This is a genomic window from Paenibacillus sp. FSL H8-0168 (assembly GCF_038592955.1).
Classification (GTDB): Bacteria; Bacillota; Bacilli; order Paenibacillales; family Paenibacillaceae; genus Paenibacillus; species Paenibacillus polymyxa_B.
In genome coordinates this window covers 3,387,596-3,413,459 of the sequence record NZ_CP151948.1, presented here as the reverse complement: position 1 = coordinate 3,413,459, position 25,864 = coordinate 3,387,596, and the positions used below count along the sequence as shown (strand labels likewise).

Genomic DNA, 25,864 nt, shown 5'->3' with positions numbered 1-25,864 from the left:
GTGAACGTGATGGGATCAAGCGACACCAAGCCGAAAGAGCAATTCGTTCATGGTGTGTTTGAAAGCATAGCAGGTAAATACGATTTGATGAACGATATACTGAGCTTTCGCAGACATAAGGCTTGGCGGAAATTTACGATGAAAAAAATGAACATGCATCGCGGCGATACGGCAATTGATCTTTGCTGTGGTACATGTGATTGGACGCTTGCGATGGCACGAGCAAGTGAAAGTGGTCACATCGTAGGACTCGATTTTAGTCAGAACATGCTCAATGTTGGCGAGCGTAAGATTACATCAGAATCCCGTGAAAAGCAAATTAAGCTTGTTCAGGGCAACGCGATGGAACTACCTTTTGAAGATAATTCATTTGATTATGCGACGATTGGTTTCGGTCTGCGCAACGTGCCTGATCTGCGCCACGTGTTACAGGAGATGCAACGAGTCGTCAAACCTGGCGGGCAGGTCGTATGTCTGGAATTGTCCAAACCTACTTGGCAGCCGTTCAAGGGAATTTACTACACATATTTTCAACACATCTTGCCCATGCTCGGCAAATTGTTCGCCAAACGTTATGAGCAGTATAAATGGCTCCCTGATTCGTTGGCGCTTTTTCCAGGAAGGGATGAGTTGGCTGGCATCTTCCGTGAAGTCGGATTGAAGGATGTTCAGGCTCATTCTCTCACCGGAGGCATTGCGGCATTGCACATTGGAATCAAGGAGAGTCAGCATGTTTAAGAAAATTGCTATTTTTTTGGAAATGATTAAAATTGAACATACGTTATTTGCGCTCCCATTTGCATTCATGGGGGCTGTATTGGGGTCTGTTATCGTGACAGGCAACCTTCCCTCCTGGCCGCAGATCGGCTGGATCCTGCTAGCTATGGTTGGCGCACGTAGCGCGGCTTTTGGCTTCAATCGTATGATTGACCGGGTGATTGACGGGAAAAATCCGCGCACAGCAGGACGCGCTATCCCGGCGGGGTTGCTCAAATCGAGCGAAGTGGTGATTTTCATTATCGTCAGTTTGGTGTTGTTATTCTGGGCATCATTCAAGTTAAGTCCGCTGGCGTTCAAGCTGTTCCCGCTGGCCTTTTTTATGCTCGTTTTTTATTCTTACACCAAGCGTTTCACTTGGCTTTGCCATATTGTACTTGGTCTGACCATTGGTTTGGCGCCACTCGGCGCGTGGGTTGCAGTAACGGGACAAATAGATTTGACCGCTATCGTACTATATCTCACGATTGCATTTTGGACGGCGGGATTTGATGTAATTTATGCTTGTCAGGATATAGATTTTGACCAAAACGAAGGAGTTTATTCTATTCCTGCCCGTTTTGGTGTAGCAGGTGCGTTGAACATCGCTCGGGCATTCCACGTCATTACGGCAATCGGATTTATTGTATTGTTCTTTATTGCAGATTTAAGCTGGTGGTATCTGGCGGGCATGATTATTTCGTACATTATTTTATTTTATGAACACTATATCGTATCTCCAAAAGATTTGAGTCGATTGCAGACGGCATTCTTTACTATGAACGGTGTACTTAGCACTGTCGTATTTGCCTTTACACTGATTGATTTGGTGGTGCGTCAGTACTAATGAATAATCAGGTGAGCGGACATCAAGGCAAACGAATCGTTATTGGCATTACAGGCGCGAGCGGAAGCATTTATGGTGTGCGACTGGTAGAGACTCTGCTGGACTTGCAATACACAGTTCACCTGATCGTTTCCAATGCTGGCTGGCGGGTGTTGAAAGAGGAGTTGGGCTGGAATGTGACTGACCGGGAAGGGGCTTTGAATGAACAATTCGGAGGCCGTCCCGGTTCTCTTGTATACCATCCGTTCACAGATATTGGAGCTTCGATTGCGAGCGGCTCTTATTTGGTGGATGCGATGATTATCATGCCATGCTCGATGGGGACGTTGTCAGCAGTAGCACACGGTTCGTCCGATAATCTCATGGCGAGGGCAGCGGACGTGATGATGAAGGAAGGTCGGCCGCTGATCCTTGTGCCTCGTGAGACGCCTCTACATGCCATTCATTTGGAAAACATGCTTAAGCTTGCGAGACTCGGCGTCAAAATGATTCCGGCTATGCCGGCTTTTTACTTTCATCCCAAGACGCTGGATGATATTGTGCTGTTCCTCGTAGGCAAAGTATTGGACAGCTTGCGTATAGAACATCAACTGTTTACGAGATGGGGGGATTCCGATGCCGACACCGGACACCAAGACAATCACAATCGGAAAAATTAAATATACAAACGCTTGGCCTATTTTTCATTTTTTTAATCCTTCTAAGCTTCTCCATTCGGCGGAGATGGTATCTAAAGTTCCGGCTGAATTGAATCGAGGTATGCTGACTGGGAGTTTGGATATCAGTGCGATGTCCTCCTTTGCGTATGCATCGGGTGCTGAGGAAATGCTATTGTTGCCAGATTTATCCGTCAGTGCAGATGGTCCTGTGCAATCCATTTTACTATTTTCACGCAAGCCGCTGGACGAAATCAAAAACGGAACCATTGCACTTACGAATACGTCTGCTACATCCGTGAATTTGTTGAAAATTTTGATGCAAAAGGCATGGGAAGGCCATCCTTCCTATTTTGACTGTGAACCGGATCTTGACTTGATGCTGGAACAGGCAGATGCAGGGCTATTGATTGGAGATCACGCGATTAAGGCATCTTGGCGAAGTGAAGATCTGTATGTTACGGACCTCGGAGAAGAGTGGAAGCGCTGGACGGGCTACAGTATGACTTTTGCTGTATGGGCAGTACGACGTGCTGTTGCTGCTCAGAATCCTGCCGCGGTGGCTGAAATTGCGAGTGCGTTCCGCGCAAGCAAGCAGCGTAGTCTGTCGGACCTGACGCCTGTTATTTCTGAAGCATGCGAGGAAATTGGAGGTCTGCGAGATTATTGGGAGCGCTACTTTACTAATCTGTGTTATGATTTTGGAGAGAAGCAACAACAAGGTTTAGAGCTTTATTTTCAGTATGCGCATGAACTGGGGCTGCTTGACCGACGAGTGAAGCCGCTTCTCTGGAGTGACAATACGCTGACACGGGTGAAAGAATGAAACGATTGGATTTGTTTGGTTTATTAAAGAAGGATATGAACTTTATAGAAGAAGAGTTGTACCGCAGTATCGACAGTACGGAGCCGTTGATTAATGATACGTCGCTTCATCTGCTTAAAGCAGGGGGCAAGCGTTTGCGTCCCGTATTTGTATTGCTGGGAGGCAAGTTTGGAGAATATGATCTGGACAAGCTCAAGCGTATAGCGGTACCTCTAGAACTGATTCATTCTGCCTCTCTCGTTCACGACGATGTGATTGACGATGCGGAAATGAGACGCGGTCAACCCACGGTGAAGTCCAAATGGGACAATCGGGTGGCTATGTACACCGGAGACTACATATATGCACGTGCGCTGTCTATTGCTGCTGGACTGCCGAATCCCGACATTCACCGGGTTCTGTCTAAAGCGCTGGTGCAGATGTCCATTGGTGAAATGGAACAGATTCGTGATTTTTTTAATGTGGATCAGAGTGTGCGTAATTATTTGCTTCGCATACGTCGCAAAACAGCATTGTTGATTGCGGTTAGCTGCCAGTTGGGAGCTATGGCTGCAGGGGCACGGGAAGGTATCAATTCCCTGCTGTACAGCTATGGCTATAACGTAGGTATGGCTTTTCAAATTCAGGATGATCTGCTCGATCTGTGTGGCACGGAAAAAAAGATTGGCAAGCCGCCGGGCAGCGATATGAGACAGGGGAATATTACGCTTCCAGTGATTTATGCGCTCGAACAGCCTGAGCTGCGTGCAGATCTACTGGCTGAAATCCGCCGCATTCAGGATGGGGATGGGCAAGGAGATGCACGCAAAGCGGTGGATATGATCAAAAAAAGTGAAGGAATCGCTAAAGCTGAAATTCTCGCCGACCGATATATTAATAAAGCGCTAAACGCGCTGGACTTACTACCGGATGTCAAAACAAAAAAGACGCTACGCGATATTGCTCATTTTGTAACACGCCGCTCCTACTAAAGTTGTGTTTTGGGTTTGCTGTGACAAAATGCTTTAACCGTTTCCAAGCTTTCTGTTACAATACAGTTTAGTACTGTATAAATACATTAGATTGGATTGGGAGTGAGCCGATGGATCGTACTTTTTTGATGGTTAAACCGGATGGTGTACAACGTGGACTGATTGGACGTATCATCAGTCGTCTGGAAGACAAAGGCTTCAAAATGGCGGCTGGCAAGCTTGTGCAAGTATCAAGAGAACAGGCGGAACGGCATTATGCAGAGCATGTGGGCAAGCCTTTTTTTGAAGAGCTTGTAGGCTTTATCACATCAGGCCCTGTGTTTGCTATGGTATGGGAAGGGGATAACATCGTTACGCTCTCCCGCTTGTTGATTGGTAAAACACAAGTAACCGAAGCTCTTCCGGGCACAATTCGTGGAGACTTTGCAGCACATACACCGTTTAACCTCATTCATGGTTCAGATTCACCGGAGAGCGCAGAGCGCGAGATTGCAAATTTTTTCCTGCCGGAAGAATCCGTTCGGTATGAAAAAAGTGTGGCGACCTGGGTATAAGTTTAATTACGTATGAAGAAGGATGGTAGCATGACGGATATGGAACTGGGTCAGACGGACCCCGATTACACAGCGTTTATCCGCAAAATCAAGGACAGCACAGGTATTGATCTTGCACAATACAAAGAAGCACAGATGAAAAGGCGGTTAACTACGCTTCGCAACAAAAACGGGTTTCCCAGTTTTGTTTCTTTTTATGATGCCATGATGAAGGAAAAACCTCTATTCTATGAATTTCTGGATCGGATGACGATCAATGTTTCGGAATTTTGGCGAAATCCCAATCGGTGGGAAGTGCTGCGGGATACAATCTTGCCACAACTGCTTGTGGGAAAGCAGAAGCTTAAGCTGTGGAGTGCGGCCTGCTCGACTGGTGAAGAGCCTTATAGCTTGGCTATGGTTCTCGACGGTAAAGGGATTTTAGGAAATTGCTCCATTACAGCTTCCGACATTGATGATGGTGCATTGGCAAAAGCCAAGGAAGGTAAATATTTGGAGCGTTCGCTCAAGGATGTACCTGAGCAGGTAGCTAGCAAATATTTCAAGCCGGATGGTGCGATGTATCGAATTGATGACCGTTTAAAACAAGCCGTGAAATTTCAAAAGCAAAACTTGCTGCTGGATCGGTTTGAGGATGGCTATGATCTCATCATCTGTCGAAATGTAATGATTTATTTTACAGAAGAGGCCAAACATACGTTGTATCAAAAGTTTGCAGCCAGTCTTCGTCCCGGCGGTGTGTTATTTGTCGGTAGCACAGAGCAAATCTTTTCTCCTAACCAATATGGTCTGGAATCGACGGAAACCTTTTTTTATCGCAAAAAAGCATAAGCCTGCGTATATCATCCAAAGTTTTGTAGGAACTTATTTATATCTTTGAGTAATTGATGGTTGGCTTATCAGCAAAGCACGTCCTTTAGCCCCTTTGGCTAAGAGGCGTGTTTTTGTTTATCTGCATACACGTGGCTTTTCTTGTCAAAGAAAGGTGCGTATACTATAATGAAGCACAGTTAAAGATTTTAGCGATGCACAGTTTAACAGTTTAAAGGGGGAACGCGTCATGAGTTTACGTTATTTAACCGCGGGGGAAACGCATGGTCCCCAGCTAACTGCCATTGTAGAGGGTATGCCGAGCAATTTAAAATTGGATTTTGAGGAATTGAATTTTCAGCTGCACCGTCGTCAGAAAGGATATGGACGGGGTCGGCGTATGCAGATTGAAAAAGATACGGCGAAAATTGCCGGAGGCGTACGTCACGGCTACACCACGGGTGCACCGATTGCGCTGGTTGTGGAAAATAACGATTGGAAGCACTGGCAGAACATTATGAATATTGAGCCTATTGAAGGCAGTGATGAAGAAAAACGTCGGGTTCACCGACCACGTCCGGGTCATGCGGATTTGAATGGCGGAATGAAATACAACCTGAAGGATCTTCGTAACGTGCTGGAGCGCTCCAGTGCACGCGAAACAGCAATTCGTGTGGCATGCGGCGGTTTGGCCCGTCAATTGCTGGCTGAGTTCGGAATCAAGGTGGCAGGTCAGGTCATCCGTATTGGGGAAATCGAAGCTCCTTACCGTGATTTGCCGATTGATGAGCTGATTGCCGTGACAGAAGCCTCCTCGGTGAGAGTAACCGATCCAGAAACCGAAAAGAAAATGGAAGCATACATTGATCTGATCAAGCAAGAAGGTGATTCAGTCGGTGGGGTAGTGGAATGTATTGTAGAAGGTGTTCCGATTGGTCTGGGCAGTCATGTACAGTATGATCGGAAACTGGATGCACGTATCGCACAAGGCGTCATGTCGATTAATGCATTTAAAGGCGTGGAAATCGGCATTGGCTTTGAAGCAGGTGAATTGCGCGGTTCACAGGTGCATGACGAGATCCTATATGATGAGGAACGTGGATATCACCGTCGTACCAATCGTTTGGGTGGTTTTGAGGGTGGCATGACGAATGGAATGCCAGTTGTGGTTCGTGGCGTAATGAAGCCGATCCCTACACTCTACAAGCCTCTGCAAAGCGTCGACATTGATACAAAGGAAGCGTTCACTGCACAGGTTGAGCGTTCAGATGCATGTGCAGTACCCGCGGCTAGCGTAGTTATGGAGCATGTGGTAGCTTGGGAGATTGCGAAAGCTTTGCTAGAAAAATTCGGCGGGGATTCGATTGAAGAGATTCGCGCGAATATTGCATCCTACGAAGAACAACTGGGGCGGTACTAAGATGAGTACGCTGACGGTACAGCTTGGGGAACGTTCTTATCCTATTCATATCGGACGAGGGCTGTTACATCGAGCCGGAGAGTTGTTGAAGGAACGAGGAATTGCGCAAAAAAGCCCGTTGTTGATTGTTTCTGACGAAAATGTAGCGGGATTCTACTTGGCAACATTGGAGAGCAATCTTCAGGCATCTGGCTACAAGACAGTGTCCTTTGTCGTTAAACCAGGTGAAACCTCCAAGTCGCTTGCTGTATTTGAGCAGGTCATAACAGCAGCCATTGAGGGCGGCTTGGATCGCAATTCAGCCGTTATTGCACTTGGTGGTGGTGTGGTGGGCGATTTGGCTGGATTTGTGGCGGCTTCTTATATGAGAGGTGTCAAGTTTGTACAGATCCCCACTACGATCCTTGCCCATGACAGCAGCGTGGGCGGTAAGGTTGGCATTAATCATCCTTTGGCGAAAAATATGATAGGAGCCTTCCACCAACCGGAACTTGTGTTATATGACGTAGATACGTTGTCAACATTACCTCCTCGTGAGGTATCTGCGGGGCTTGCTGAAATGATCAAGCATGGCTTGATCTGGGATGCTGATTTCGCCCAGTGGTGCCGTGACCATGCGACTGATTTACTTGCGCTGGATGCGACAGCTCTGGAGTACGGTCTGGAAAAGGGATGTTCCGTAAAAGCTGAAGTGGTGTCGCGCGATGAACGAGAAAATGATTTGCGCGCTATTCTAAACCTAGGTCATACGATTGGTCATGCAATTGAAGCCATTGCGGGATACGGTGAGTTTTTACACGGGGAAGCCATTTCTATTGGTATGGTCGGCTCCGCACTTTTGGGCGTGAAGCTGGGGGCAGCTCCTTCTTTGGTAGATGAAACGAAGGAGATGTTGTCTTCGCTACGGCTACCGACCTCCCTTCCGTCACATCTCGATACAGATCGGCTGCTGGACGCGATGATGCATGACAAAAAGTTCAAAGAAGGTAGCATTACTTTTGTCGTCCCACGTAGCATCGGGCACGTGGAGGTTGTGAAGGATATTTCCGTCTCTTGCATCCGACAAGTTATTGAACAGTTAAAAGAGGGGGCGTAACGATGTACAATCGGGGAATTCGTGGCGCGACGACCGTAGTGAATAATGAAGAAAACGAAATTTTGGAAGCAACATGCCAACTACTGGAGGAAATTGTATCCTACAATGAAATTCAGCCGGAGGATATTAGTAACGTATGGATTACGGTGACCCATGACCTGGATACTGCCTTTCCAGCCAAGGCCATTCGTCAGCTTGATGGCTGGGATATGGTTCCGCTCATGTGTGCATTAGAAATTCCTGTGGCAGGCAGTTTACCCAAGTGCATCCGTTTGATGGTACAGGTGAACACCGATAAATCCCAGCGGGAAATTAAACATGTATATTTGAACGGAGCACAGGCGTTAAGACCGGATCTGGCTTCCCAAGGGAAATAAGTGCCCGTTTTTAAAGTTGATGGTTGCCAAAGTAACATTCCATGAGATATAGTGTGTGTAGCAGAGTTAAGTAGAGTAGAGTTAGCCAGAGACAGAGTTGAGATGAGAAGAGTGCAGCCTTAGTCAATTCCATATGAGATTACAGAGACCGGCGGTAGCAGGTAAGCTTTTGTCTATGAAGAGATATTCTTCTACAGAGAAGCTTATTTGAGGCAACCTGCGCGGTTAGACAAAAGGGATGAGTGTATACTTATCTATTTGCTGTAGTCATTTACATATGGAGCATTCTTATAATTTCAATAACTGACAGCCTCTACCTTACCGGTAGAGGCTTTTTTATATTCTCTCCTTTGGTTCTGCGCCAATTTGGAAAGGAAGTGATCTCATGTTAACGCCGCATGTGGAGCAAGTGATAACGATGGCGAATGAATTTAACCTGATTCCTGTGTACAAAAAAGTGCTGGCTGATATGGAGACGCCGATTCGGATTTTCCGTCGGTATGCCGAGCGGGACCGTGCCTTTCTGCTAGAGAGTGTAGAGGGAGGCCAACAGTGGGCGCGACATTCATTCATCGGTACAGATCCGTTTCTAATGGTCTCGGGTAAAAAAGGACGTTTGATATTGGAACAACACGGTAAACGGCAAATATTAAACGACAAGCCGATTGAAGCGCTCAAAGCATTGCTTCGTAAATACCGTAGTCCGAAACTGAAAGAAATGCCTCCATTTACAGGCGGGGCTATCGGATTTTTTGGATATGACTTGCTTCAATACTATGAAAAGCTGCCAGAGCATTCGGTAGATGATTTGAATATGGATGATATTCGTTTTATGTTCTGCGATCAAGTCATTGTTTTTGATCATGTGAAGCAGCAAATTTTGCTGGTCGGCAATGTTCATATAGGCGAAGGGTTTCGCGATGAGGACATTCGTGCTGCTTATGCTGATGTGGAACGCAGGTTGGAGGAAACGGCGCAGTATCTGCGCAAGCAGACCCCGCCTGAGCGATTAGGATCGGCTTCCATTCCTGATGATGTGGAACTAGGTGAGATCCAATCCAATATGACGAAGGAACAGTTTATATCAAACGTAGAGCAGGCGAAGGAGTATATCCGCTCCGGTGATATTTTTCAGGTTGTACTATCCCAGCGTTTTCACATTGATACAGAGGCCTCTCCTTTACAGGTATACCGCGTGCTGCGCACGATGAACCCGTCGCCATATATGTATTATTTGAAAATGGATGACGAGATCATCGTAGGCACCTCGCCTGAGGCACTCGTCAAGGTGGAAAACGGCCGGGTAGAAACCCGTCCTATTGCAGGAACGAGACCGCGTGGGGTAACGGAGACAGAAGATGCGGCACTTGCTGAAGAACTGTTAAACGATGAAAAAGAACGTGCAGAACATCTGATGCTGGTCGATTTGGGAAGAAATGATTTGGGCCGTGTATCACAGTTTGGCACAGTCAAATGCGATACGTTCATGGAGATTGAACGCTATTCCCATGTCATGCACATTGTATCCAATGTGTCAGGTGAGCTACGGGAGGACAAAGATTTTTTCGATGCTTTCCTGTCTTGTCTGCCAGCCGGCACCGTATCGGGGGCTCCGAAGCTACGAGCCATGGAGATTATTGCTGAGTTGGAGCGGGAAGCACGCGGACCCTATGCAGGGGCGATTGGATATTTAGGCTTCTCAGGCAATATGGACGCTTGTATTACGATTCGCACGATTGTGTTTAAAAAGAACCGGGCCTATGTCCAGGCAGGCGCTGGAATTGTGTGGGACTCGGTTCCGGAAAGCGAGTATCAGGAGACGGTGAACAAAGCGAAGGCATTGCTGAAGGCAATCCGTACGGCAGAAGTGATGTTCCCGGCAACGACACAGCCCTATAACAGCGTCATCAACCAGGATTATTTGTACACTCCGTAACACACAAAAATCTGATTTTGAGGAGGAGACGACAATGGAACGACATGACATGATGCAAGTGGGGTTAAGCCGGATCATTGAGGGACAGCACCTTTCGCGTACGGAGGCCCGTAGCGTAATGGAACAGATTATGAGTGGAAGTGCTACACAGGCGCAAATTGGCGGGCTGCTGACGGCTCTTCGCCTCAAAGGGGAAACGGTAGATGAAATCACTGGTTTTGCCGAGGCTATGCGTAGCTACGCTAGTCCAGTGCAAGCTGAAGAAGGCAGCGGTCGTCTGCTGGACACATGTGGAACCGGAGGTTCAGGGATTCACAAGTTTAATATTTCCACGATATCCGCGATCATCGCTGCTTCGGTGTCTGTACGGGTAGCAAAGCATGGCAATCGTTCTGCAAGTGGCCGTGCCGGGAGCGCTGATGTCCTGGAGGCATTGGGAGTCAACATTCATTTGACGAGTGATCAGGCTAGGTCATGTCTGGACCGAATCGGCATCTGCTTTTTATTCGCACAGCTGTATCATCCGTCTATGAAGCATGCCGCCGCGCCGCGCCGCGAGCTGGGTGTGCGGACGGTATTCAATATGCTAGGTCCTTTGACGAATCCGGCTGGTGCGGATCGGCAGCTGTTGGGCATTTATGATGCCAACAAAACGGAAGTCATTGCCGAGGTATTGAACCAGCTCGGCTCCAAACGGGCCATGGTTGTCAGTAGTCTGGATGGGCTAGATGAAATTAGTATTTCAGCTGCGACACGAGTATCCGAACTGAAGGACGGCAAGGTTCACACGTTCGAGCTTCATCCGTCGGATCTGGGCTTGCAGACGCATTCTCTTGATCAGGTGCTGGGCGGCGACGCACAGGTTAACGCAGATATCATACGACGAATTTTAAACGGAGAGCATGGAGCTTATCGGGATGTTGTGTTAGCGAATGCAGGAGCGTGCATTTATGTATCAGGTGCAGCGGCTACCTTGACGGACGGAGTAGCACGAGCGGCAGAAGCCATTGACTCGGGACTGGCACTTTCCAAGCTGGATCAATTAATACAGGCAACGGGGGAATATCAATATGTATCTTGACAAAATTGTGGTGACGAAGCGACAAGAAGTGGAGCAGCTTAAGGAGCATTTTCAAATAAGTAAAGCTGAACGATTAATTGCTGATTTACCTGCAACGAGAGGATTCGAAAATGCGATCGCGAGCAGACGCAATCGTCCGCTCGGACTGATTGCTGAGGTGAAGAAGGCTTCCCCATCCAAAGGGCTGATTCGACCGGATTTCCATCCGGTGGACATTGCACGTGCATATGAGGGAGCAGGAGCGGATTGCATTTCTGTACTGACAGATGTGACGTATTTTCAGGGGAGCCCTGAATATTTACAGCAAATTCGCGATCAGGTGAAGATTCCGCTGCTGCGAAAGGATTTTATCATTGATGAACGGCAAATATATGAAGCTCGTCTGCTGGGAGCGGATGCGGTGCTATTGATTGCCGCTATCCTGGAACCCCGTGTATTAGGGTCTTTTTTACAGATTGCCAAGGACCTCGGGCTGGACGCGTTGGTAGAGGTGCATGACAGTGAGGAGCTTAAAGCGGTGCTGGAGCTGGGGACAGCAACCTTAATTGGCGTAAATAACCGAAATCTGCGGACATTCGAGACTCGTCTCCAGACGACAGAGGAGCTGATCTCACTAATTCCTAAAGGGGTTACGTTCATCAGTGAGAGCGGAATTGCGGGACCGGAAGATGTTAATTATCTGCATTCGGTAGGTGCACACGGTATCTTGGTGGGGGAGCATCTGATGCGCAAGGAAGATGTAGGACAGGCTGTAGCCGAATTGATGGACGGGGTTAAAGCATGAACAAAACGGGCGTAAAAATTTGTGGACTTCAAAGCGTTGAAGTGCTAAAATCTATGGTAAACTTACCGGTCGATTATATAGGTTTTGTGTTTGCTGACAGCAAGCGCCGGATTGACGGCGTACAGGCTGGAAAGCTGCTTCGCGTATTAGATGAATGGACCTCAGGCAGCAGACCGCGCAGCGTGGGTGTATTTGTGAACCCTGGTGATGCACTGTTAAATGATGTGATGGAGAAAGCACCCTTGGATGTCATACAGCTGCATGGACAGGAGAGTCCGCAGCGCTGTCGGGAGATCAGGGAGCGTTTTGGTATACAGGTATTCAAGGCATGGTCTGTGGACAGTCAAGGGCAGCTAGAACGCTCGGCGGACGAATTGGATGCCTATGTCGGGACAATTGACGCTTTACTGCTGGATACATACGATCCCCTGTATGGTGGCGGCTCCGGAAAAACGTTTGCGTGGGATCGAATTCCTGCCTATCAGGCTTGGACTCATCAACATGGAATTCCTTTGTTTGTAGCCGGCGGGCTGACTGCCGATAATGCGGAAAAGCTAGTTCATGAGTATCATCCCGATGGGCTGGATGTATCCAGCGGTGTAGAGACGAACGGAGTCAAGGACATTGCAAAAATCACAGCATTCGTAGAAAGGGTGAAGCAGGCATGACACAATTACCTGATAACAACGGACGTTTTGGAACATTTGGAGGACGTTTTGTACCGGAAACGTTGATGAACGCACTGATTGAATTGGAGGAATCCTACCGTAAGTACGCGGATGATCCCGAGTTTAAAGCAGAGTTGAACGGGCTCCTAAAGGACTATTCTGGTCGGGAAACGCCACTTTATCATGCGGAGCGTCTGAGTCAGCATTTGGGCGGAGCTAAAATTTACTTGAAGCGCGAAGATTTAAATCATACCGGTGCCCACAAAATCAATAATGCATTAGCTCAGGGATTGCTGGCGAAGCGTATGGGGAAACAGAAGGTCATTGCTGAAACAGGCGCGGGACAGCATGGTGTCGCGACAGCGACTGTGGCTGCGTTGCTCGGATTGGAATGCAAGGTGTTTATGGGCGAAGAGGATACTGTGCGCCAGCAGCTGAACGTCTTTCGGATGCAGCTTTTGGGTGCAGAGGTCATTCCGGTGACATCAGGTACACGTACACTTAAGGATGCCGGGAATGAAGCTTTGCGTTACTGGGTCAGCCATGTCCATGATACGTTCTATATTTTGGGTTCAGCTGTCGGCCCGCATCCTTATCCGATGATGGTGCGGGACTTCCAGCGTGTGATTGGTGATGAAACACGTCGCCAGATCCTAGAGAAGGAAGGCAGACTTCCGGATGTCATCGTGGCAGCGATCGGTGGCGGAAGCAATGCCATCGGCATGTTTTATCCTTTTATTGAGGATCAGGGTGTCGCTTTGATTGGCGTGGAGGCCGCTGGAAAAGGTGTCGAAACGGAATTCCATGCAGCTACGATGACCAAGGGAACACAAGGGGTCTTCCAAGGCTCTATGAGTTATCTGCTTCAGGATGAGTACGGACAAGTGCAGCCTGCGCATTCCATCTCGGCTGGACTGGATTATCCAGGTGTTGGACCGGAGCATTCATACCTGAAAGATATTGAGCGGGCCAAGTATGTTCCGATTACCGATCAGGAAGCGCTGGATGCGCTTCAGCTTCTCTGCCGTACCGAAGGAATACTTCCTGCATTAGAGTCGGCACATGCAGTTGCACAGGTCGTCAAGCTGGCACCTACGTTGACGGCAGATGATATTATCGTTATTTGTTTGTCTGGACGCGGGGATAAAGATGTGGACTCCATTATCAAGTATTTGGGAGGAAATCCGTCATGAATTTAATTGATCAGGCGTTTGGTCGCCTTAAAAATGAAGGCAAAACGGCATTAATTCCTTTTCTGACGGTAGGCGACCCGGATGTGGATACTACAATAGAGATCATTAGGCAGTTAGAGTCGGCCGGAGCTGACATATTGGAACTGGGTGTACCCTATTCCGACCCATTGGCTGACGGTCCTGTAATTCAGCGCGCGTCTGAGCGTGCACTGAAACGGCAAATTTCCATCCGCACGTGCATGGAGACAGCTTCTCTGGCTAGGGCGGCAGGTTCAAGCCTGCCTTTTATTCTGTTCACGTATTATAACCCTGTATTACAGATGGGTATGGATGCTTTCTTCGCAGGCTTGCAGGAGCACGGTATCAGTGGTCTGATTATTCCGGACCTTCCGCTTGAGGAAGCGGAGGAGCTGGGAGGACGGGCAGCAGAGGTGGGTGTGCATCTGATTCCTCTGGTGGCTCCAACTTCTGAACAGCGGATCGAGCGAATTGTCCGTCAGGCCCGAGGATTTGTATACTGTGTATCCTCGCTGGGTGTAACCGGGGAAAGAGCTTCCTTTTTTGAAGGGATAGAGGGTTTTATCGCGCAGGTCAAACGGCATACGGATATTCCGGTAGCGGTCGGTTTTGGGATCTCTACTCAAGAGCAGGTGGCCCGGTTTTCAAACATTTGCGATGGAGTTGTGGTCGGCAGTGCTATTGTACGTCAGGTGGAAGAAGCCATTCCATTGCTGAATGATTCTGCGCGCAGGCAAGAAGGTCTTTTGCAAATTCATAATTTTGTGGCACAATTAAAGCAGTAATGGCTGTCAAAATAGAAAGTAATAAATATGTTCTGATTGGATAGAGGAGGTAGGGGTATGCAACCTAAACCGCATATTGTACATTTGCCAGTATATCAGCCCGGTAAACCGATTGAAGACGTAAAACGTGAGCTGGGACTCGATGAAGTCATCAAGCTCGCCTCGAACGAAAATCCGTATGGTAGCTCTCCCAAAGTGTTACAGGCCATTCAGCAGGAGTTTGCTAACATTAGTGTATATCCTGACGGAAGTGCGGTAGCTTTGACACAGGCACTAGCTAAACGGACGGGTTTAAAAGAAGAACAGTTTATCTATGGCTGCGGATCTGACGAAATAATTGCGTTGATTACGCGTGCTTTTCTCCTTCCCGGGGAAGAAAGCATTATGGCCGATCAGACATTTTCCGTATACAAAAGTAATGTGGAAATTGAGGGAGCGGTTGCAGTTGAGGTGCCTTTGCGTGACGGTGTACATGATCTGGATGCTATGCTGTCCCACATCAATGACCGTACAAAAATTATTTGGATCTGTAATCCAAATAACCCGACGGGCACGATTGTACCCGAAGCAGAGCTGATTGCGTTTTTGGACCAAGTACCAAAGCATATCATGGTTGTACTGGATGAAGCCTACGCCGAGTTTGTGACAGATCGCTCGTATCCCGACGGCATTGGTTTGTTGCCAGCGTATGAAAACCTGGTTGTACTACGCACCTTCTCCAAAATCTATGGGCTTGCTTCGCTACGCATTGGTTATGGTATGGGAGCTGAGTCAATCATTCGCTTGATAAATCAGGTTCGTGAACCGTTTAATACATCACGGGTAGCACAGGCTGCGGCCATTGCTGCCTTGGAAGATCAGGAATTTGTTCAAGAATGCCGGGATCGTAATGCAGAGGGCAGAGCTTATTTGCAAAATGAACTCAAGCGTCTGGGGCTGGAGTCTTTCCCGGCACATGGTAATTTTATTATGCTGGATGTACGTCGTCCATCCGGTGAGGTATTCCAGGAGTTGCTTCGTAAAGGTGTGATTATTCGCGCAGGTCATCATAAATATCCGACATATATTAGGGTGTCGGTTGGATCACAGCCGCAAAATGAGTTGTTTATTCGTGTGCTGGAACAGGTCCTGGGGGCGGAAGCGGCGAAAGTACGCCTATAATTTCCGCAGATGGGATTTGATAATTGATGAAGATTGCCATTTTCGGCGTGGGACTGATTGGTGGGTCCCTCGCACTTTGTTTTAAAGGGAAGCCGGATATTACTGTTGTCGGCCATGCCCATCTCCCTGAACTGATGGAACCGATGTTAAGCCGTGGTGTCGTGGACACCGCGACTCTTTCGGTTGAAGAAGCGGCAGAGGATGCCGATTTTATTTTTTTATGCGTACCTGTGGGCTTATTGGAACATTATCTCGAACTGTTAAGCAAGCTACCGCTTAAAACGGGTTGTATTATTACTGATGTAGGCAGCACGAAATCGGCAATTGCCAAAAAAGCATCAGAAATTTCTTTGCGCAACGCTTACTTTATCGGTGGTCATCCGATGGCCGGTTCGGAGCGTTCCGGTGTAAAGGCAGCTTCCGCATTGTTATTTGAAAACGCATATTATGTGCTTTCCCCGGCAGAGGGTGTGCCTGAGGAAGCATACAGTTCACTGGAACGTTTATTAAAATATACTAGTGCTCATGTTGTGCGTGTCCAACCTGATATGCATGATGATATTGTCGGTGCGATTAGCCATCTTCCGCACATTATTGCAGCGGCGCTGGTGAATCAGGTGCGAAAGCACAATGATGAAAATCCGTTGTACCGTACATTGGCTGCGGGCGGGTTCCGTGATATTACACGGATAGCCTCTAGTGATCCGGTTGTGTGGCGGGACATCTTACTGAGCAATCGTGAAGTTTTACTAGGCCTGTTGGAAGAATGGAACGAACAGATTGAGCGTTTTACCCATTTACTGAGAATACAAGACGGTGAGGGAATAGCTGACGAGTTTTTGACAGCTGGGCACTTCCGCAGTGAACTGCCAGAGCGTCGCAAAGGAGTCATCGTCTCCACGTTTGATCTGTATATTGATGTACCGGATACCCCAGGGATTATCGGGCGAATTGCTATGGAACTCGGTAATCACAGCATTAATCTGAGCAATATGCAAATCATTGAAAGCCGGGAGGATGTCCCAGGCATCATGCGGCTTTCCTTCCGTCAAGAGCAGGATTGGGAGCGTGCCAAGATTCTGCTGGATTCGATGGGGTATAAAGTGGTGGTATAGGAAGGAAAGTGAGATGTTCGTTAAGGAGGCCGCTTCGCGATTCATTTGATCTTACGATCGCTCTTGCCGCCGGATTTTTTTCGATCAGATTCTTTAATGGGAAAATCCGGCGGCAAAGGCGAACGCTACGCTTCTCCAGATTCAAATGAACCTCTACGCTATGGACCGCCTTAAAAGCACCACACTTTCTGGGAGTGAAGTAGTAAGAAAAGATCTAAAGCGGGTGAAGGTTCTCTTCGCTCGCTTTTTTGTTACTTGAAGAGGTAGTGGAGCTACGCGTTATTTTGTAATTACTATCTTTCTATACATACCGTTGAACATTATAGGTGCATCCTCTTTGATCCGCAGTTTTGTTTTTTGGGTTTCAAGCAGTTCTTCAAAATTCAACCCTATATCGGTTCCTAACACCTTAATAACGGGCCTTATCGTTTTTTTGAATAATGAGGGCTTTTTTCCTTTAGGAGAAAACTTATCGAAAATAATAATTTCCCCGTCTTTTTTCAAAACCCGCACCATCTCATCGAAGCATTTATTTGCGTTAGGTACTACTGAGAGAATTAAACTTCCTACTACTATATCAAATTGCTCATCCATAAAATTCATTTGTTGAGCGTCCATTTCCAAGAATTTTATGGATTTGTTGGTAAATTTACCCTTTGCTTTGTTAAGCATTTCAGGTGAATAATCTATGGCAGTAATATCCAGCCCGTAGTGATTTATTAATTCTAAATCTGCTCCAGTTCCTACACCTACAAAAAGTATTTTTTGCTCGCTATTAAATGACTTTTCTTGAAATATGATCTTTCTAGAATTGAGGAAGCTACCTGAATTGAAAAAGTTATCATAAATTGGAGACCAAATCTTATATACAGCCTTGTTCCACTTATTATTCATTTCCTGCCCCCTATCTATTGAAAAAATTAATTATATAATAATGTGTTTTAATGGGACAACCAAATAATTGGTAAAATATTGATGTATTTTATCAACCTACATATGGGGTAGGTGAGTAAGGTAAAGAGGAGTATTGGAAAACAAAAAAAGACCACCCGGGTAAAGCCCCGGGTGGTAGCTACTTTTAGTGAAGTAGCTGAGTAGGATAGGAGTGGAGAGAAACCATACTGTACTTTTATTATATGTATACGTTTTCATTTTGTCAATATTTTTTTTAAAGCGTTTTCTTTATGTGTATTTATCCTTATTGATGCATTTGAATAGAACACTTTCAATGGGTTTGTCATTTAATCTTGAAAAAATCTAAAATCCCCTGAAAAGCTGTATAAATGAATCAGGTACCAGCGTTAGGGAGGCATTGATAGAAATCGTGGGGATTTTGGACTTTTTTACTGATGGACATTTTGTGGTACAATGGGTAAGTCCATTTTGGATGTTGAATATTGTTGGGGATAGCACCGTTAATGTTGGCACTACATAGGGTAAGAAAATAATAAATGTTCCATGATGCTGTTTCATCCATTTGCGCAGAGGGCGCAACTTTTTTTGACCTGTTCGGTATATATAGACAGAATCGAACGGGAAAACAGCACATGTATGGGCGAGGAGGGTCTCACTCGGATGATGACAGATTCCCAGATGATTCAGGAAATCAAACAAGGTAATGTTGAGGTTTATTCAGAATTAATGAGGCGGCACCAACGTAAAATTTTAGCTTTTGTTTATCATATGCTGAAAAGTTCGAACCTGGAAATGATTGCTGAGGACTTGTGCTCAGAAACGTTTTATAAAGCGTATCGGAGCCTGCATTCTTTTCGCGAGGTAGACGCATCGTTTTCCACTTGGTTATATACGATTGCACGTAATACGGTGCTAAGTGAGCTTCGCAAGCACCGTAGCGGTCAGGTTCCATTGGAGGAGAGCGGTTATGTACCAGTAGCTCCATCGGATGTAATTCCGGAGCAGGCTGTCCTTCGCGGCGAGAAGGTAGAAATGGTTCGTGAAGCGATCAATAGATTGCCTGAGAAGCAGCGATCTGCACTGATATTGCGTGAATATGAGCAATTGGATTATCAGGAGATTGCGACTATTTTAGGACAGACGGTCAGTGCAGTGAAGTCATTGCTTTTCCGGGCAAGATCCAGTGTGAAGACGCAGTTGGAGCCTTATTTTTTTGAGCCTCTCTATGAGGAAAACGAAGGGATGAGCAGCCAATGAAATCCAGGGACACTGAGGATTTGTTCGCTACAGGCAAAAATGTATCGAAACAAGACTCGGAGCGCAGACGGGCCAAAAGCTCGTCTGCTGGGTGGGAGCATGGTTCGGAAGAAAAAGAGTGGAATTTGTCAAAAGAAAATCGGTCCGCCATTCGTGATATTTCCTTTGAAATAACAGATGATAAGCTAGAGGCAATGAATCGCAGAGTCATGGATCGAATTTATGAAGAATCACCGTGGCTTGTTCCGGGCGAGCATCGACGTGCGCGTGTGAACCCAGCAGCCCGTAAGTATATGTCTGTATGGATCGCCGGCTTCTTGGCCGTATTTTTATGTAGCTTTTTGTTTTTGAACTGGAACGGAAGCTCCTCTCAGGAAAATCCCCCTCAAGCAGCTCCTGTCATGGACACAGGTATTTTACCGACAGGCCTGTTGGAAACTACAAGTACATCTCCACAATATCAATACCACATTAAAGATGTGAATAGTGGCATTATGGACCCGCTGGTTGCTAGCATTGTTCCTACTTATCCGCAATACTGGATGTTGTTGTCTGTATTGGCACTTGCGCTTGCTTTATTTTCTCTGGGCTGGATCCATCGGGCGAGAAGGGTCAGAAATTAGCAGGACAGCTGGGCTCCAATATGAATTCATAACAATGCCTGAATAACAAAACAGCGGAGGAAACGACACGATGCTTATTGGCTTGATCAGACATGGATTGACGGATTGGAATGCGGTAGGGAAAATCCAGGGTCACAGTGATATTCCGTTGAATGAGGAAGGGCGTCGGCAGGCACGCTTGCTGGCAGAACGATTAAAGGAAGAACCTTATCATTGGGACGGGCTTATTACAAGTAGTCTCTCCAGAGCGAAAGAGACCGGGGAGATTATTGCTTCTGCTCTGCATCTCCCGTTGTTAGAGCCTGATGATCGACTAAGAGAACGTGCTTATGGTCAGGTCGAGGGCATGACCCAGGCCGAGCGTGAAGAGAAGTGGGGAGTCGACTGGCATCTGCTGGATCTAGGGCAGGAAAGCGATGCGGATCTTCAGCTTCGCGGACTAGCTTTTATGGAAGCCATTTGGACGGAAAATCGGGACAAGAATCTGCTGGTCGTTTCCCACGGCGGTTTTTTGGCTAATTTGTATAAGGCTCTGTATCAGGAAAAATTCACGGAACGAATCGGCAATTTGTCACTTAGTGTACTCCAGCGTGAGGATATGGATTGGGCACCACTTTTGTATAATTGCACGAAGCATTTGCAAGAGAAAAGTGACTGTAACTCAAAAAGTTAGTAAAAGACCAAGGCTTCTACTTATCGTAGGAGTCGTGGTCTTTTTTGTTTTTTAATTATACCTTTGCAAAAAAGAGGTTTAGAGTCTGAACAATCCGTCAAAGCTGTGGGTACAACAGGTAAGAATCAATTCCGGATGACAGTCCAGTGACGAGGCGATGGAACAATGAATCTGGCGGATATGCTGACATTTGCGGATATTGTGCATTTGAACAGAATCGCGGTGTATTACGATTGTGACTGTAAACCTAATTCCAAACATGAGTTGATCCAGGGGATTTTGACGAAGCTCGGCAGCAGTAGTTTTTTTGAGACGCAGGTCAAGGAGCTGAGGTTGTCAGAGGTAAGGTTTTTGAACGCGTTGCTGTTCGATGACCGACCGTATTTCAGCATGGAGGAATTGATTGCAATAGCCAAACAGTCTGTTGAGGAGGACGAGAATCCTGGTGAGCGGCCAAGGGATATTGTGACCCGTCTGCGTTCTAGTGGCTGGTTGTTCAACGGTTCGACGCACAATACGAGGTATTTGTTCCAAATTCCGTTGGATATGAAGGAGCGCTTTCGACGTGTTATGGTACATGACTTCCAAAACGGAATGACCCGGGTAAGCGAACCGTCGTCGTACCGGGATGAAGGGCATCTGCTAGCAGAGGATTTACGGCTTTTCCTTCAATACATGGGGCAGCATGAGGTTCCGCTAAATCCCGAGGGAGCTTGGTATCGTCGCAATCAGCAGCAGCTGATGGAACATTTGCACATTGCGGAGCCGCTTTTGGGTAAGGGAGGATGGCGTTTCGGGTATGGCTCCTCTTTTAAGTTTTATCCAGACCGAATGGCACTACTTTATGATTATGCCCGTCACTCCAAGTACATTGAGGAGAAAGGGGACCAAGTTGTGCTGACGGCAAAGGGAGAAGTGCATCAGGAGCATACAATTGAGGAAGAAATGATACAGCTATTCAGGTTTTGGTTAAGATTGTATAAAGGAGCCGTTCCTAATTTGCTGTCTCTAGTCTATTGGATTGGAGAATGTGCCAGGCCCTGGACGTCCTCAGAGTCGCTTTTTGTACATATCGGCCCACTGATTCGACCGTTTTACTATGATACGCCCCGTTCGGTCTTTGATCAGAGGATTATACGAATGATGCTTCACTTGGGTATGCTTCGTCAGGGTGAACATTCGACGGGACCATCTGTACAGATGACGGCCTGGGGGCTGAAGTTGGCGGGAGAGTGCCGCATTGGGCGGAACGACTCGGGTATACGGCTCCATTGACAAGCAGCACACATGTTGATAGAATTTCACCCAAAATGAGAGGGTGAAGTTGTTGCTGATTCACTATAACGGAAACATGCCACAGCTCCATTCATCTGTCTATATGGCAGAAGGAGCAAAAATTGTCGGAAAAGTAACGATCGGTCAAGATTCCTCTGTATGGTTTAATGCCGTACTGCGCGGAGATATGGCGCCTATCATCATCGGTGAACGCTGCAATATTCAGGACGGTGTCGTGGGACATGTGAACACGGATCAGCCCCTGTTGCTGGCGGATGATATTTCGGTAGGTCATGCTGCAATAATCCACGGTTGTACGGTAGGCAAAGGCACTTTAATCGGTATGGGGGCCATTGTACTCAACGGAGCGGAGCTTGGTGAATATGCTTTAATAGGAGCAGGGTCGGTCGTTACGGAAAATACCAAAATACCACCCTATACTCTTTCTCTCGGTACACCTGCCAAAGTGGTGCGCGAATTGACAGATGCAGATTTGCAGCGGATGTCACGAACGGCACTCAGCTATGTGGCGAAAGGAAAAGAATATAGGATCTCTTAAACTCATGTTGGAGGTGCATCCTATGGATAAAATGAAGGTTACTTATGAAGTAATGTTGGGCCTGTCTGCTGAAATGGTTTTGGACGAGGCATTACGTAAACACCGGAGTGAAAAACTCTACAAGGATATTGATGAGGCGCTAGCCTCCGGAGATGAAGTAGCTTTTCGTCATCTTACGGATGAGCTGAAAGCAATGAGTTAGAACAATCTTAGGAATCCTAAGTTGGATTTCAGACGAATCTTTAGTTCAAGATTATGATCATCAAACCTGACTGTAGCGGCGGTCAGGTTTTTTTGATACGCTTGGATATGATATAGTCTTTGTAGGATGGGACCTGTACAAGGCAACTGTCGTATGAACGGAGGATGAAGGACGTGTCGTTACCTTATTTGTGGAGCCGGTCGTTCTTGACGAGCCGGCCTTTTTTGTGGCTGCTGTTCTGGTGTAATCTGGTTGGAACGGTGTATGGGTACATATGGTATGGGGGGCAGTTGGAATATACACTAAATTATCACCCAATGTGGCAGATTGTATTTGTGCCTGATAGTCCAACGGCGAGTCTGTTTTTTACGATCTCTATAGCATTTTTGCTCTATTCTCCGCGTCTCAAGAGTTTGAAGGTCATTCGCCAGATCATCGAGGCGTTGGCTGTTGTCACGAGTGTAAAATATGGCATCTGGGCTTCAGCTATTATTTTTTGGGGAGTTGCGCAGGGGGGACATATGATATGGCAGGATTGGATGCTGGTGGCATCTCACACGGCAATGGCGGTCGAAGCACTGCTGTTCGTGCGTTTTTTCACCTGCAAATGGACTGCTTTATGCCTAGCCACACTCTGGACATTGTTAAATGATACAATGGATTATACATTTGGTATATATCCGTATCTTCCGAAGACGCTAACGGATGATGTACCGCAAGTGCGTGCTTTTACCTATATGCTGACCCTTGTCAGTGTCATAGCGGCATGGCTTGCCATGTTTGCGCGCAATCGAATGGGAGTAGAAGTGGAGAAATAGAGATGAACATTGTTATAAACCAAAAAGAATATATATTTAAAAAAGGAACCGTGATGATCATAAAATAAGAAAGACCTTTAATCATTTAGCCAAACAAAGTTTTGGCTTTGATTTTGAAGCTTGGTATCAATTGGGCTTTTGGAATGATAAATATATCCCTTACGTACGGCAGGGCAACTGTGATGCTATGTATTTGTTCGCAATGATAGGGTGAAGAATTTTCACCCTAAATTCGGGTTTGTTTTGGCACAAGAATATCAATTAAAACGGAAAGTAACCGCAAACAACGTAGATATTAAAGTTGAGAAATTGAACATAGAGGAGCAGTCGGATTTAAATTTACTGAAAAATAAAAGCGCTAGATTAAATCCGTATTCACTTTTTGCTGCGAAAAGTAGTGATTGGCTGGTCTTATTCTATGGCATCTCGTTTTTTAAAGTTAAATTTATGTATATACCTCAATATGACACGATTGTGGTTGCAAATTTTGAGGGGGATACCATTTGTCCTAAAGCAAGTTCTAGTCTCGGTAACCTTGCCATACAGTAAGGTGAGGAGGGATGTCCCATGATTAGGGGTCAGGCGTTTCAAATTATGATACGTATTGTTTCGAGTGTTGTTTTAACTATGGTCCTGCTGCTGTCCGTCTGCGTCCCTCCAGGTGTGGCAGAAGCGCGTGATCAGTCAAAACCCGTAGGAAATACAAAAGAGATTGAGGAACTGGATCATGCAGCTGCGATACTGTACCGGGATGTGATGGACGGGAACATTGAAAAAGCGCGCGCGGATGTAGCCGAAGTGAGTCGATGGTTTGGCACTGGACAGGTGCAGGCAGCGTTATCTGTAGAGGCCATTCATGCTTTGTCCGGCAGCATCCTTGAGGTGCAGCAAGCTATACAGTCCGTCCAAGCATCACCGGATGAATGGGTGAAGGCTGCGGCCAATTTACGACTTGCGACAGATGCGCTTGCACATCCGCGTCAGCCCTTATGGCAGCAGTATTATAAGATTTTAAAAGAAGATGTTAGTGGCTTGAACAGCCAGTTTGCTAAAGGCAACATGAAGGGTTTCAAAGCTGGAGCCGCGGTGCTGGAGGACCACTATGAGACGATCCGTACAGCAGCATTGATTCATGGCAGAACAAGTGAAGTTGTCCGGGCTGATTCATGGATTTCCTACGTCAAAGGATTGGGGGATCAGCAAAATGCAGATGCCTCAGCGATTAGAGGGGCGTTGGATCAGGGAAATCCGACGTTTAATGCCTTGTTTGGACGTGAAAAAGACGCTACTGCCCTGGCGCCATTTATCCCGCGTGAAAGTGAGCGCCGGGCAGAATTGGCAATCGGCATGATTGTTCTGCTGGCGCTGGCCTATGCAGGTTATCGTAAATATCGAGCTGGTTTCTCTGGATAACGATGCAAAATTCGAATATTCGCGTCGTTGGCTGCTGAGCCATCCATATAGGTTAGCCCATCGCCCGGATTTCCGGGCTATTCCTCTTTGAACCCCTCTCCATGTACATCATGCACATCCTGTATGATAATAAACGCCCGTGGATCAACCGATTTAACAATTTGGTGCAAACGTCGTATTTCCTGACGAGGCACGACACAATAGGCAACATGCTTGGCCTGCTTGGAAAATGCACCTACAGCCGGAATAATAGTAACTCCACGATCCATGTCCCTAATAATAATATCCGCAATGTCCATCGTGTGGTCGCTGATAATCATAAAGGCTTTGGCAGAATAGGCCCCTTCTTGTATAAAATCAATAATTTTGGACGCGATGAACACGGCGACTAATGTATATAGAATTTTTTCTTTTGGTATGTAAAGTAGTGAAGCACCGATAATGACGATATCAATGACCAGCAGAATCCTTCCCATACTCCAGCCAAACTTCCGGTTTAGAATACGAGCGATTATATCCGAGCCGCCCGTGGTGCCGCCAAAGCGGAACACAATACCTAATCCGGCCCCAAGCGTAACCCCCGCATATAATGAAGAAAGTATAAAATCGTGTTCAGTTTGAAATGTTCCCATCCATCCGAAATGAATCATTTTTTCATACAACCACAGAAAAAAAGTGAGCGACCCGATACCTACCCCTGTATATAGAATTTGCTTGCCCCCAAGCATTTTCCACCCAATTAAAAATAAAGGAATGTTCAGCAGTAATGTGGAGAGAGAGGGTGAAATCGAAAAAGCATAATTGAGCAGCAGGGTGATTCCTGTAATACCACCTTCCATCAGTTTACTGGGTATTATAAAATAAAGCAGACCGAATGCATAGATGGCGGTCCCGAGCACAATGGGTAAAATCAGTTTAAGCTGTTCCATGGACTTGGATATCTTCATATGATCCCTCGCAGTAGCAGTTTAAGGAAGAACGATTTCATGCTGATTTTGCTAAATCGCAGTTCCTTATATGTAGTATACCTTTTTACGGTAGCTTTAAAAGACTGATGACTGTAAGTTGGGATCAT

29 protein-coding genes are annotated in these 25,864 nt (G+C 46.6%); 27 read left to right on the top strand and 2 right to left on the bottom strand.

Annotated elements, in window-relative coordinates; all coding sequences use genetic code 11:
* Positions 1-9: 9 nt before the first annotated feature.
* The 18 genes from MHI21_RS15095 to MHI21_RS15010 all read left to right on the top strand — a co-directional run bounded on the left by MHI21_RS15095 (position 10) and on the right by MHI21_RS15010 (position 17,054).
* Positions 10-738, top strand: a complete 729-nt coding sequence (locus MHI21_RS15095) for a demethylmenaquinone methyltransferase (RefSeq protein ID WP_023989173.1) — start codon at positions 10-12, stop codon at positions 736-738.
* Positions 731-1,603, top strand: a complete 873-nt coding sequence (locus MHI21_RS15090) for a UbiA-like polyprenyltransferase (protein ID WP_028540635.1) — start codon at positions 731-733, stop codon at positions 1,601-1,603. The genes MHI21_RS15095 and MHI21_RS15090 overlap by 8 nt, the downstream gene beginning before the upstream one ends.
* Positions 1,603-2,262, top strand: a complete 660-nt coding sequence (locus MHI21_RS15085; RefSeq protein WP_061829214.1) for a flavin prenyltransferase UbiX — start codon at positions 1,603-1,605, stop codon at positions 2,260-2,262. Before MHI21_RS15090 ends, MHI21_RS15085 begins: the two co-directional genes overlap by 1 nt.
* The gene (locus MHI21_RS15080; RefSeq protein ID WP_165177225.1) at positions 2,219-3,085 is read left to right on the top strand and encodes a menaquinone biosynthesis protein; all 867 of its coding nucleotides are present in this window, start codon (positions 2,219-2,221) and stop codon (positions 3,083-3,085) included. The genes MHI21_RS15085 and MHI21_RS15080 overlap by 44 nt, the downstream gene beginning before the upstream one ends.
* Positions 3,082-4,056, top strand: a complete 975-nt coding sequence (locus MHI21_RS15075) for a polyprenyl synthetase family protein (RefSeq protein ID WP_254325409.1) — start codon at positions 3,082-3,084, stop codon at positions 4,054-4,056. The genes MHI21_RS15080 and MHI21_RS15075 overlap by 4 nt, the downstream gene beginning before the upstream one ends.
* Before the next feature lie 110 nt (positions 4,057-4,166).
* The gene (gene ndk, locus MHI21_RS15070; protein WP_061829211.1) at positions 4,167-4,610 is read left to right on the top strand and encodes a nucleoside-diphosphate kinase; all 444 of its coding nucleotides are present in this window, start codon (positions 4,167-4,169) and stop codon (positions 4,608-4,610) included.
* A 30-nt stretch (positions 4,611-4,640) separates the two neighbouring features.
* Positions 4,641-5,441 carry a protein-glutamate O-methyltransferase CheR gene (locus MHI21_RS15065; RefSeq protein WP_023989169.1) on the top strand — a complete coding sequence of 267 codons (801 nt, stop codon included), beginning with the start codon at positions 4,641-4,643 and terminating at the stop codon, positions 5,439-5,441.
* A 229-nt stretch (positions 5,442-5,670) separates the two neighbouring features.
* On the top strand, positions 5,671-6,840 hold the full coding sequence (aroC, locus tag MHI21_RS15060) for a chorismate synthase (RefSeq protein ID WP_013310720.1): 1,170 nt from the start codon (positions 5,671-5,673) through the stop codon (positions 6,838-6,840).
* A 1-nt stretch (position 6,841) separates the two neighbouring features.
* On the top strand, positions 6,842-7,936 hold the full coding sequence (gene aroB, locus MHI21_RS15055) for a 3-dehydroquinate synthase (protein WP_342418453.1): 1,095 nt from the start codon (positions 6,842-6,844) through the stop codon (positions 7,934-7,936).
* A gap of 2 nt (positions 7,937-7,938) precedes the next feature.
* Positions 7,939-8,313, top strand: coding sequence for a chorismate mutase (aroH, locus tag MHI21_RS15050; protein ID WP_013310718.1), 375 nt, complete (start codon positions 7,939-7,941; stop codon positions 8,311-8,313).
* Between the two features lie 385 nt (positions 8,314-8,698).
* Positions 8,699-10,249, top strand: a complete 1,551-nt coding sequence (gene trpE, locus MHI21_RS15045; protein ID WP_342418452.1) for an anthranilate synthase component I — start codon at positions 8,699-8,701, stop codon at positions 10,247-10,249.
* 34 nt (positions 10,250-10,283) lie between these two features.
* Positions 10,284-11,330, top strand: coding sequence for an anthranilate phosphoribosyltransferase (trpD, locus tag MHI21_RS15040; RefSeq protein ID WP_025723078.1), 1,047 nt, complete (start codon positions 10,284-10,286; stop codon positions 11,328-11,330).
* Positions 11,320-12,114: an indole-3-glycerol phosphate synthase TrpC gene (trpC, locus tag MHI21_RS15035; RefSeq protein WP_069289827.1), complete on the top strand. Its 795-nt coding sequence runs from the start codon at positions 11,320-11,322 to the stop codon at positions 12,112-12,114. The genes trpD and trpC overlap by 11 nt, the downstream gene beginning before the upstream one ends.
* Positions 12,111-12,782, top strand: coding sequence for a phosphoribosylanthranilate isomerase (locus MHI21_RS15030; RefSeq protein WP_341163917.1), 672 nt, complete (start codon positions 12,111-12,113; stop codon positions 12,780-12,782). The genes trpC and MHI21_RS15030 overlap by 4 nt, the downstream gene beginning before the upstream one ends.
* Positions 12,779-13,975: a tryptophan synthase subunit beta gene (gene trpB, locus MHI21_RS15025; RefSeq protein ID WP_013310713.1), complete on the top strand. Its 1,197-nt coding sequence runs from the start codon at positions 12,779-12,781 to the stop codon at positions 13,973-13,975. Before MHI21_RS15030 ends, trpB begins: the two co-directional genes overlap by 4 nt.
* Positions 13,972-14,778 carry a tryptophan synthase subunit alpha gene (gene trpA / locus MHI21_RS15020; RefSeq protein WP_023989161.1) on the top strand — a complete coding sequence of 269 codons (807 nt, stop codon included), beginning with the start codon at positions 13,972-13,974 and terminating at the stop codon, positions 14,776-14,778. The genes trpB and trpA overlap by 4 nt, the downstream gene beginning before the upstream one ends.
* Before the next feature lie 57 nt (positions 14,779-14,835).
* Positions 14,836-15,939: a histidinol-phosphate transaminase gene (gene hisC / locus MHI21_RS15015; RefSeq protein WP_341163916.1), complete on the top strand. Its 1,104-nt coding sequence runs from the start codon at positions 14,836-14,838 to the stop codon at positions 15,937-15,939.
* 26 nt (positions 15,940-15,965) lie between these two features.
* Positions 15,966-17,054 carry a prephenate dehydrogenase gene (locus tag MHI21_RS15010; protein ID WP_341163915.1) on the top strand — a complete coding sequence of 363 codons (1,089 nt, stop codon included), beginning with the start codon at positions 15,966-15,968 and terminating at the stop codon, positions 17,052-17,054.
* Between the two features lie 279 nt (positions 17,055-17,333).
* Here MHI21_RS15010 and MHI21_RS15005 read toward each other — a convergent pair whose 3' ends face one another.
* Positions 17,334-17,948 (bottom strand): class I SAM-dependent methyltransferase, encoded by a 615-nt coding sequence (locus MHI21_RS15005; RefSeq protein WP_342418451.1) that lies wholly within the window; start codon positions 17,946-17,948, stop codon positions 17,334-17,336.
* 681 nt (positions 17,949-18,629) lie between these two features.
* Between MHI21_RS15005 and MHI21_RS15000 the strand changes: the two genes are divergently transcribed.
* From MHI21_RS15000 to MHI21_RS14960, 9 genes are all read left to right on the top strand, one after another.
* Entirely contained in the window at positions 18,630-19,226 is a 597-nt protein-coding gene (locus tag MHI21_RS15000) for an RNA polymerase sigma factor (protein ID WP_172828252.1), read from the top strand.
* Positions 19,223-19,849, top strand: coding sequence for an anti-sigma factor (locus MHI21_RS14995; protein WP_254325417.1), 627 nt, complete (start codon positions 19,223-19,225; stop codon positions 19,847-19,849). Before MHI21_RS15000 ends, MHI21_RS14995 begins: the two co-directional genes overlap by 4 nt.
* A gap of 70 nt (positions 19,850-19,919) precedes the next feature.
* Positions 19,920-20,522, top strand: coding sequence for a histidine phosphatase family protein (locus MHI21_RS14990; RefSeq protein WP_068941607.1), 603 nt, complete (start codon positions 19,920-19,922; stop codon positions 20,520-20,522).
* Between the two features lie 165 nt (positions 20,523-20,687).
* Positions 20,688-21,797, top strand: coding sequence for a hypothetical protein (locus tag MHI21_RS14985; protein WP_342418450.1), 1,110 nt, complete (start codon positions 20,688-20,690; stop codon positions 21,795-21,797).
* A gap of 52 nt (positions 21,798-21,849) precedes the next feature.
* Positions 21,850-22,356 carry a gamma carbonic anhydrase family protein gene (locus tag MHI21_RS14980; RefSeq protein WP_023989153.1) on the top strand — a complete coding sequence of 169 codons (507 nt, stop codon included), beginning with the start codon at positions 21,850-21,852 and terminating at the stop codon, positions 22,354-22,356.
* Positions 22,357-22,378: 22 nt separating this feature from the next.
* Positions 22,379-22,558 (top strand): IDEAL domain-containing protein, encoded by a 180-nt coding sequence (locus MHI21_RS14975; RefSeq protein ID WP_013371655.1) that lies wholly within the window; start codon positions 22,379-22,381, stop codon positions 22,556-22,558.
* Between the two features lie 173 nt (positions 22,559-22,731).
* Complete coding sequence (locus MHI21_RS14970) at positions 22,732-23,376, top strand: DUF1405 domain-containing protein (RefSeq protein WP_342418449.1); 645 nt, start codon at positions 22,732-22,734, stop codon at positions 23,374-23,376.
* 243 nt (positions 23,377-23,619) lie between these two features.
* A complete protein-coding gene (locus MHI21_RS14965; RefSeq protein WP_342418448.1) occupies positions 23,620-23,925 on the top strand; it encodes a hypothetical protein in 306 nt (101 codons plus the stop codon).
* Between the two features lie 18 nt (positions 23,926-23,943).
* Positions 23,944-24,789 carry a sporulation protein YpjB gene (locus tag MHI21_RS14960; RefSeq protein ID WP_342418447.1) on the top strand — a complete coding sequence of 282 codons (846 nt, stop codon included), beginning with the start codon at positions 23,944-23,946 and terminating at the stop codon, positions 24,787-24,789.
* A gap of 77 nt (positions 24,790-24,866) precedes the next feature.
* On the opposite strand, the gene MHI21_RS14955 is transcribed toward MHI21_RS14960, so the two are convergent.
* Positions 24,867-25,736 (bottom strand): YitT family protein, encoded by an 870-nt coding sequence (locus MHI21_RS14955; protein WP_069289817.1) that lies wholly within the window; start codon positions 25,734-25,736, stop codon positions 24,867-24,869.
* Between the last annotated feature and the right edge of the window lie 128 nt (positions 25,737-25,864).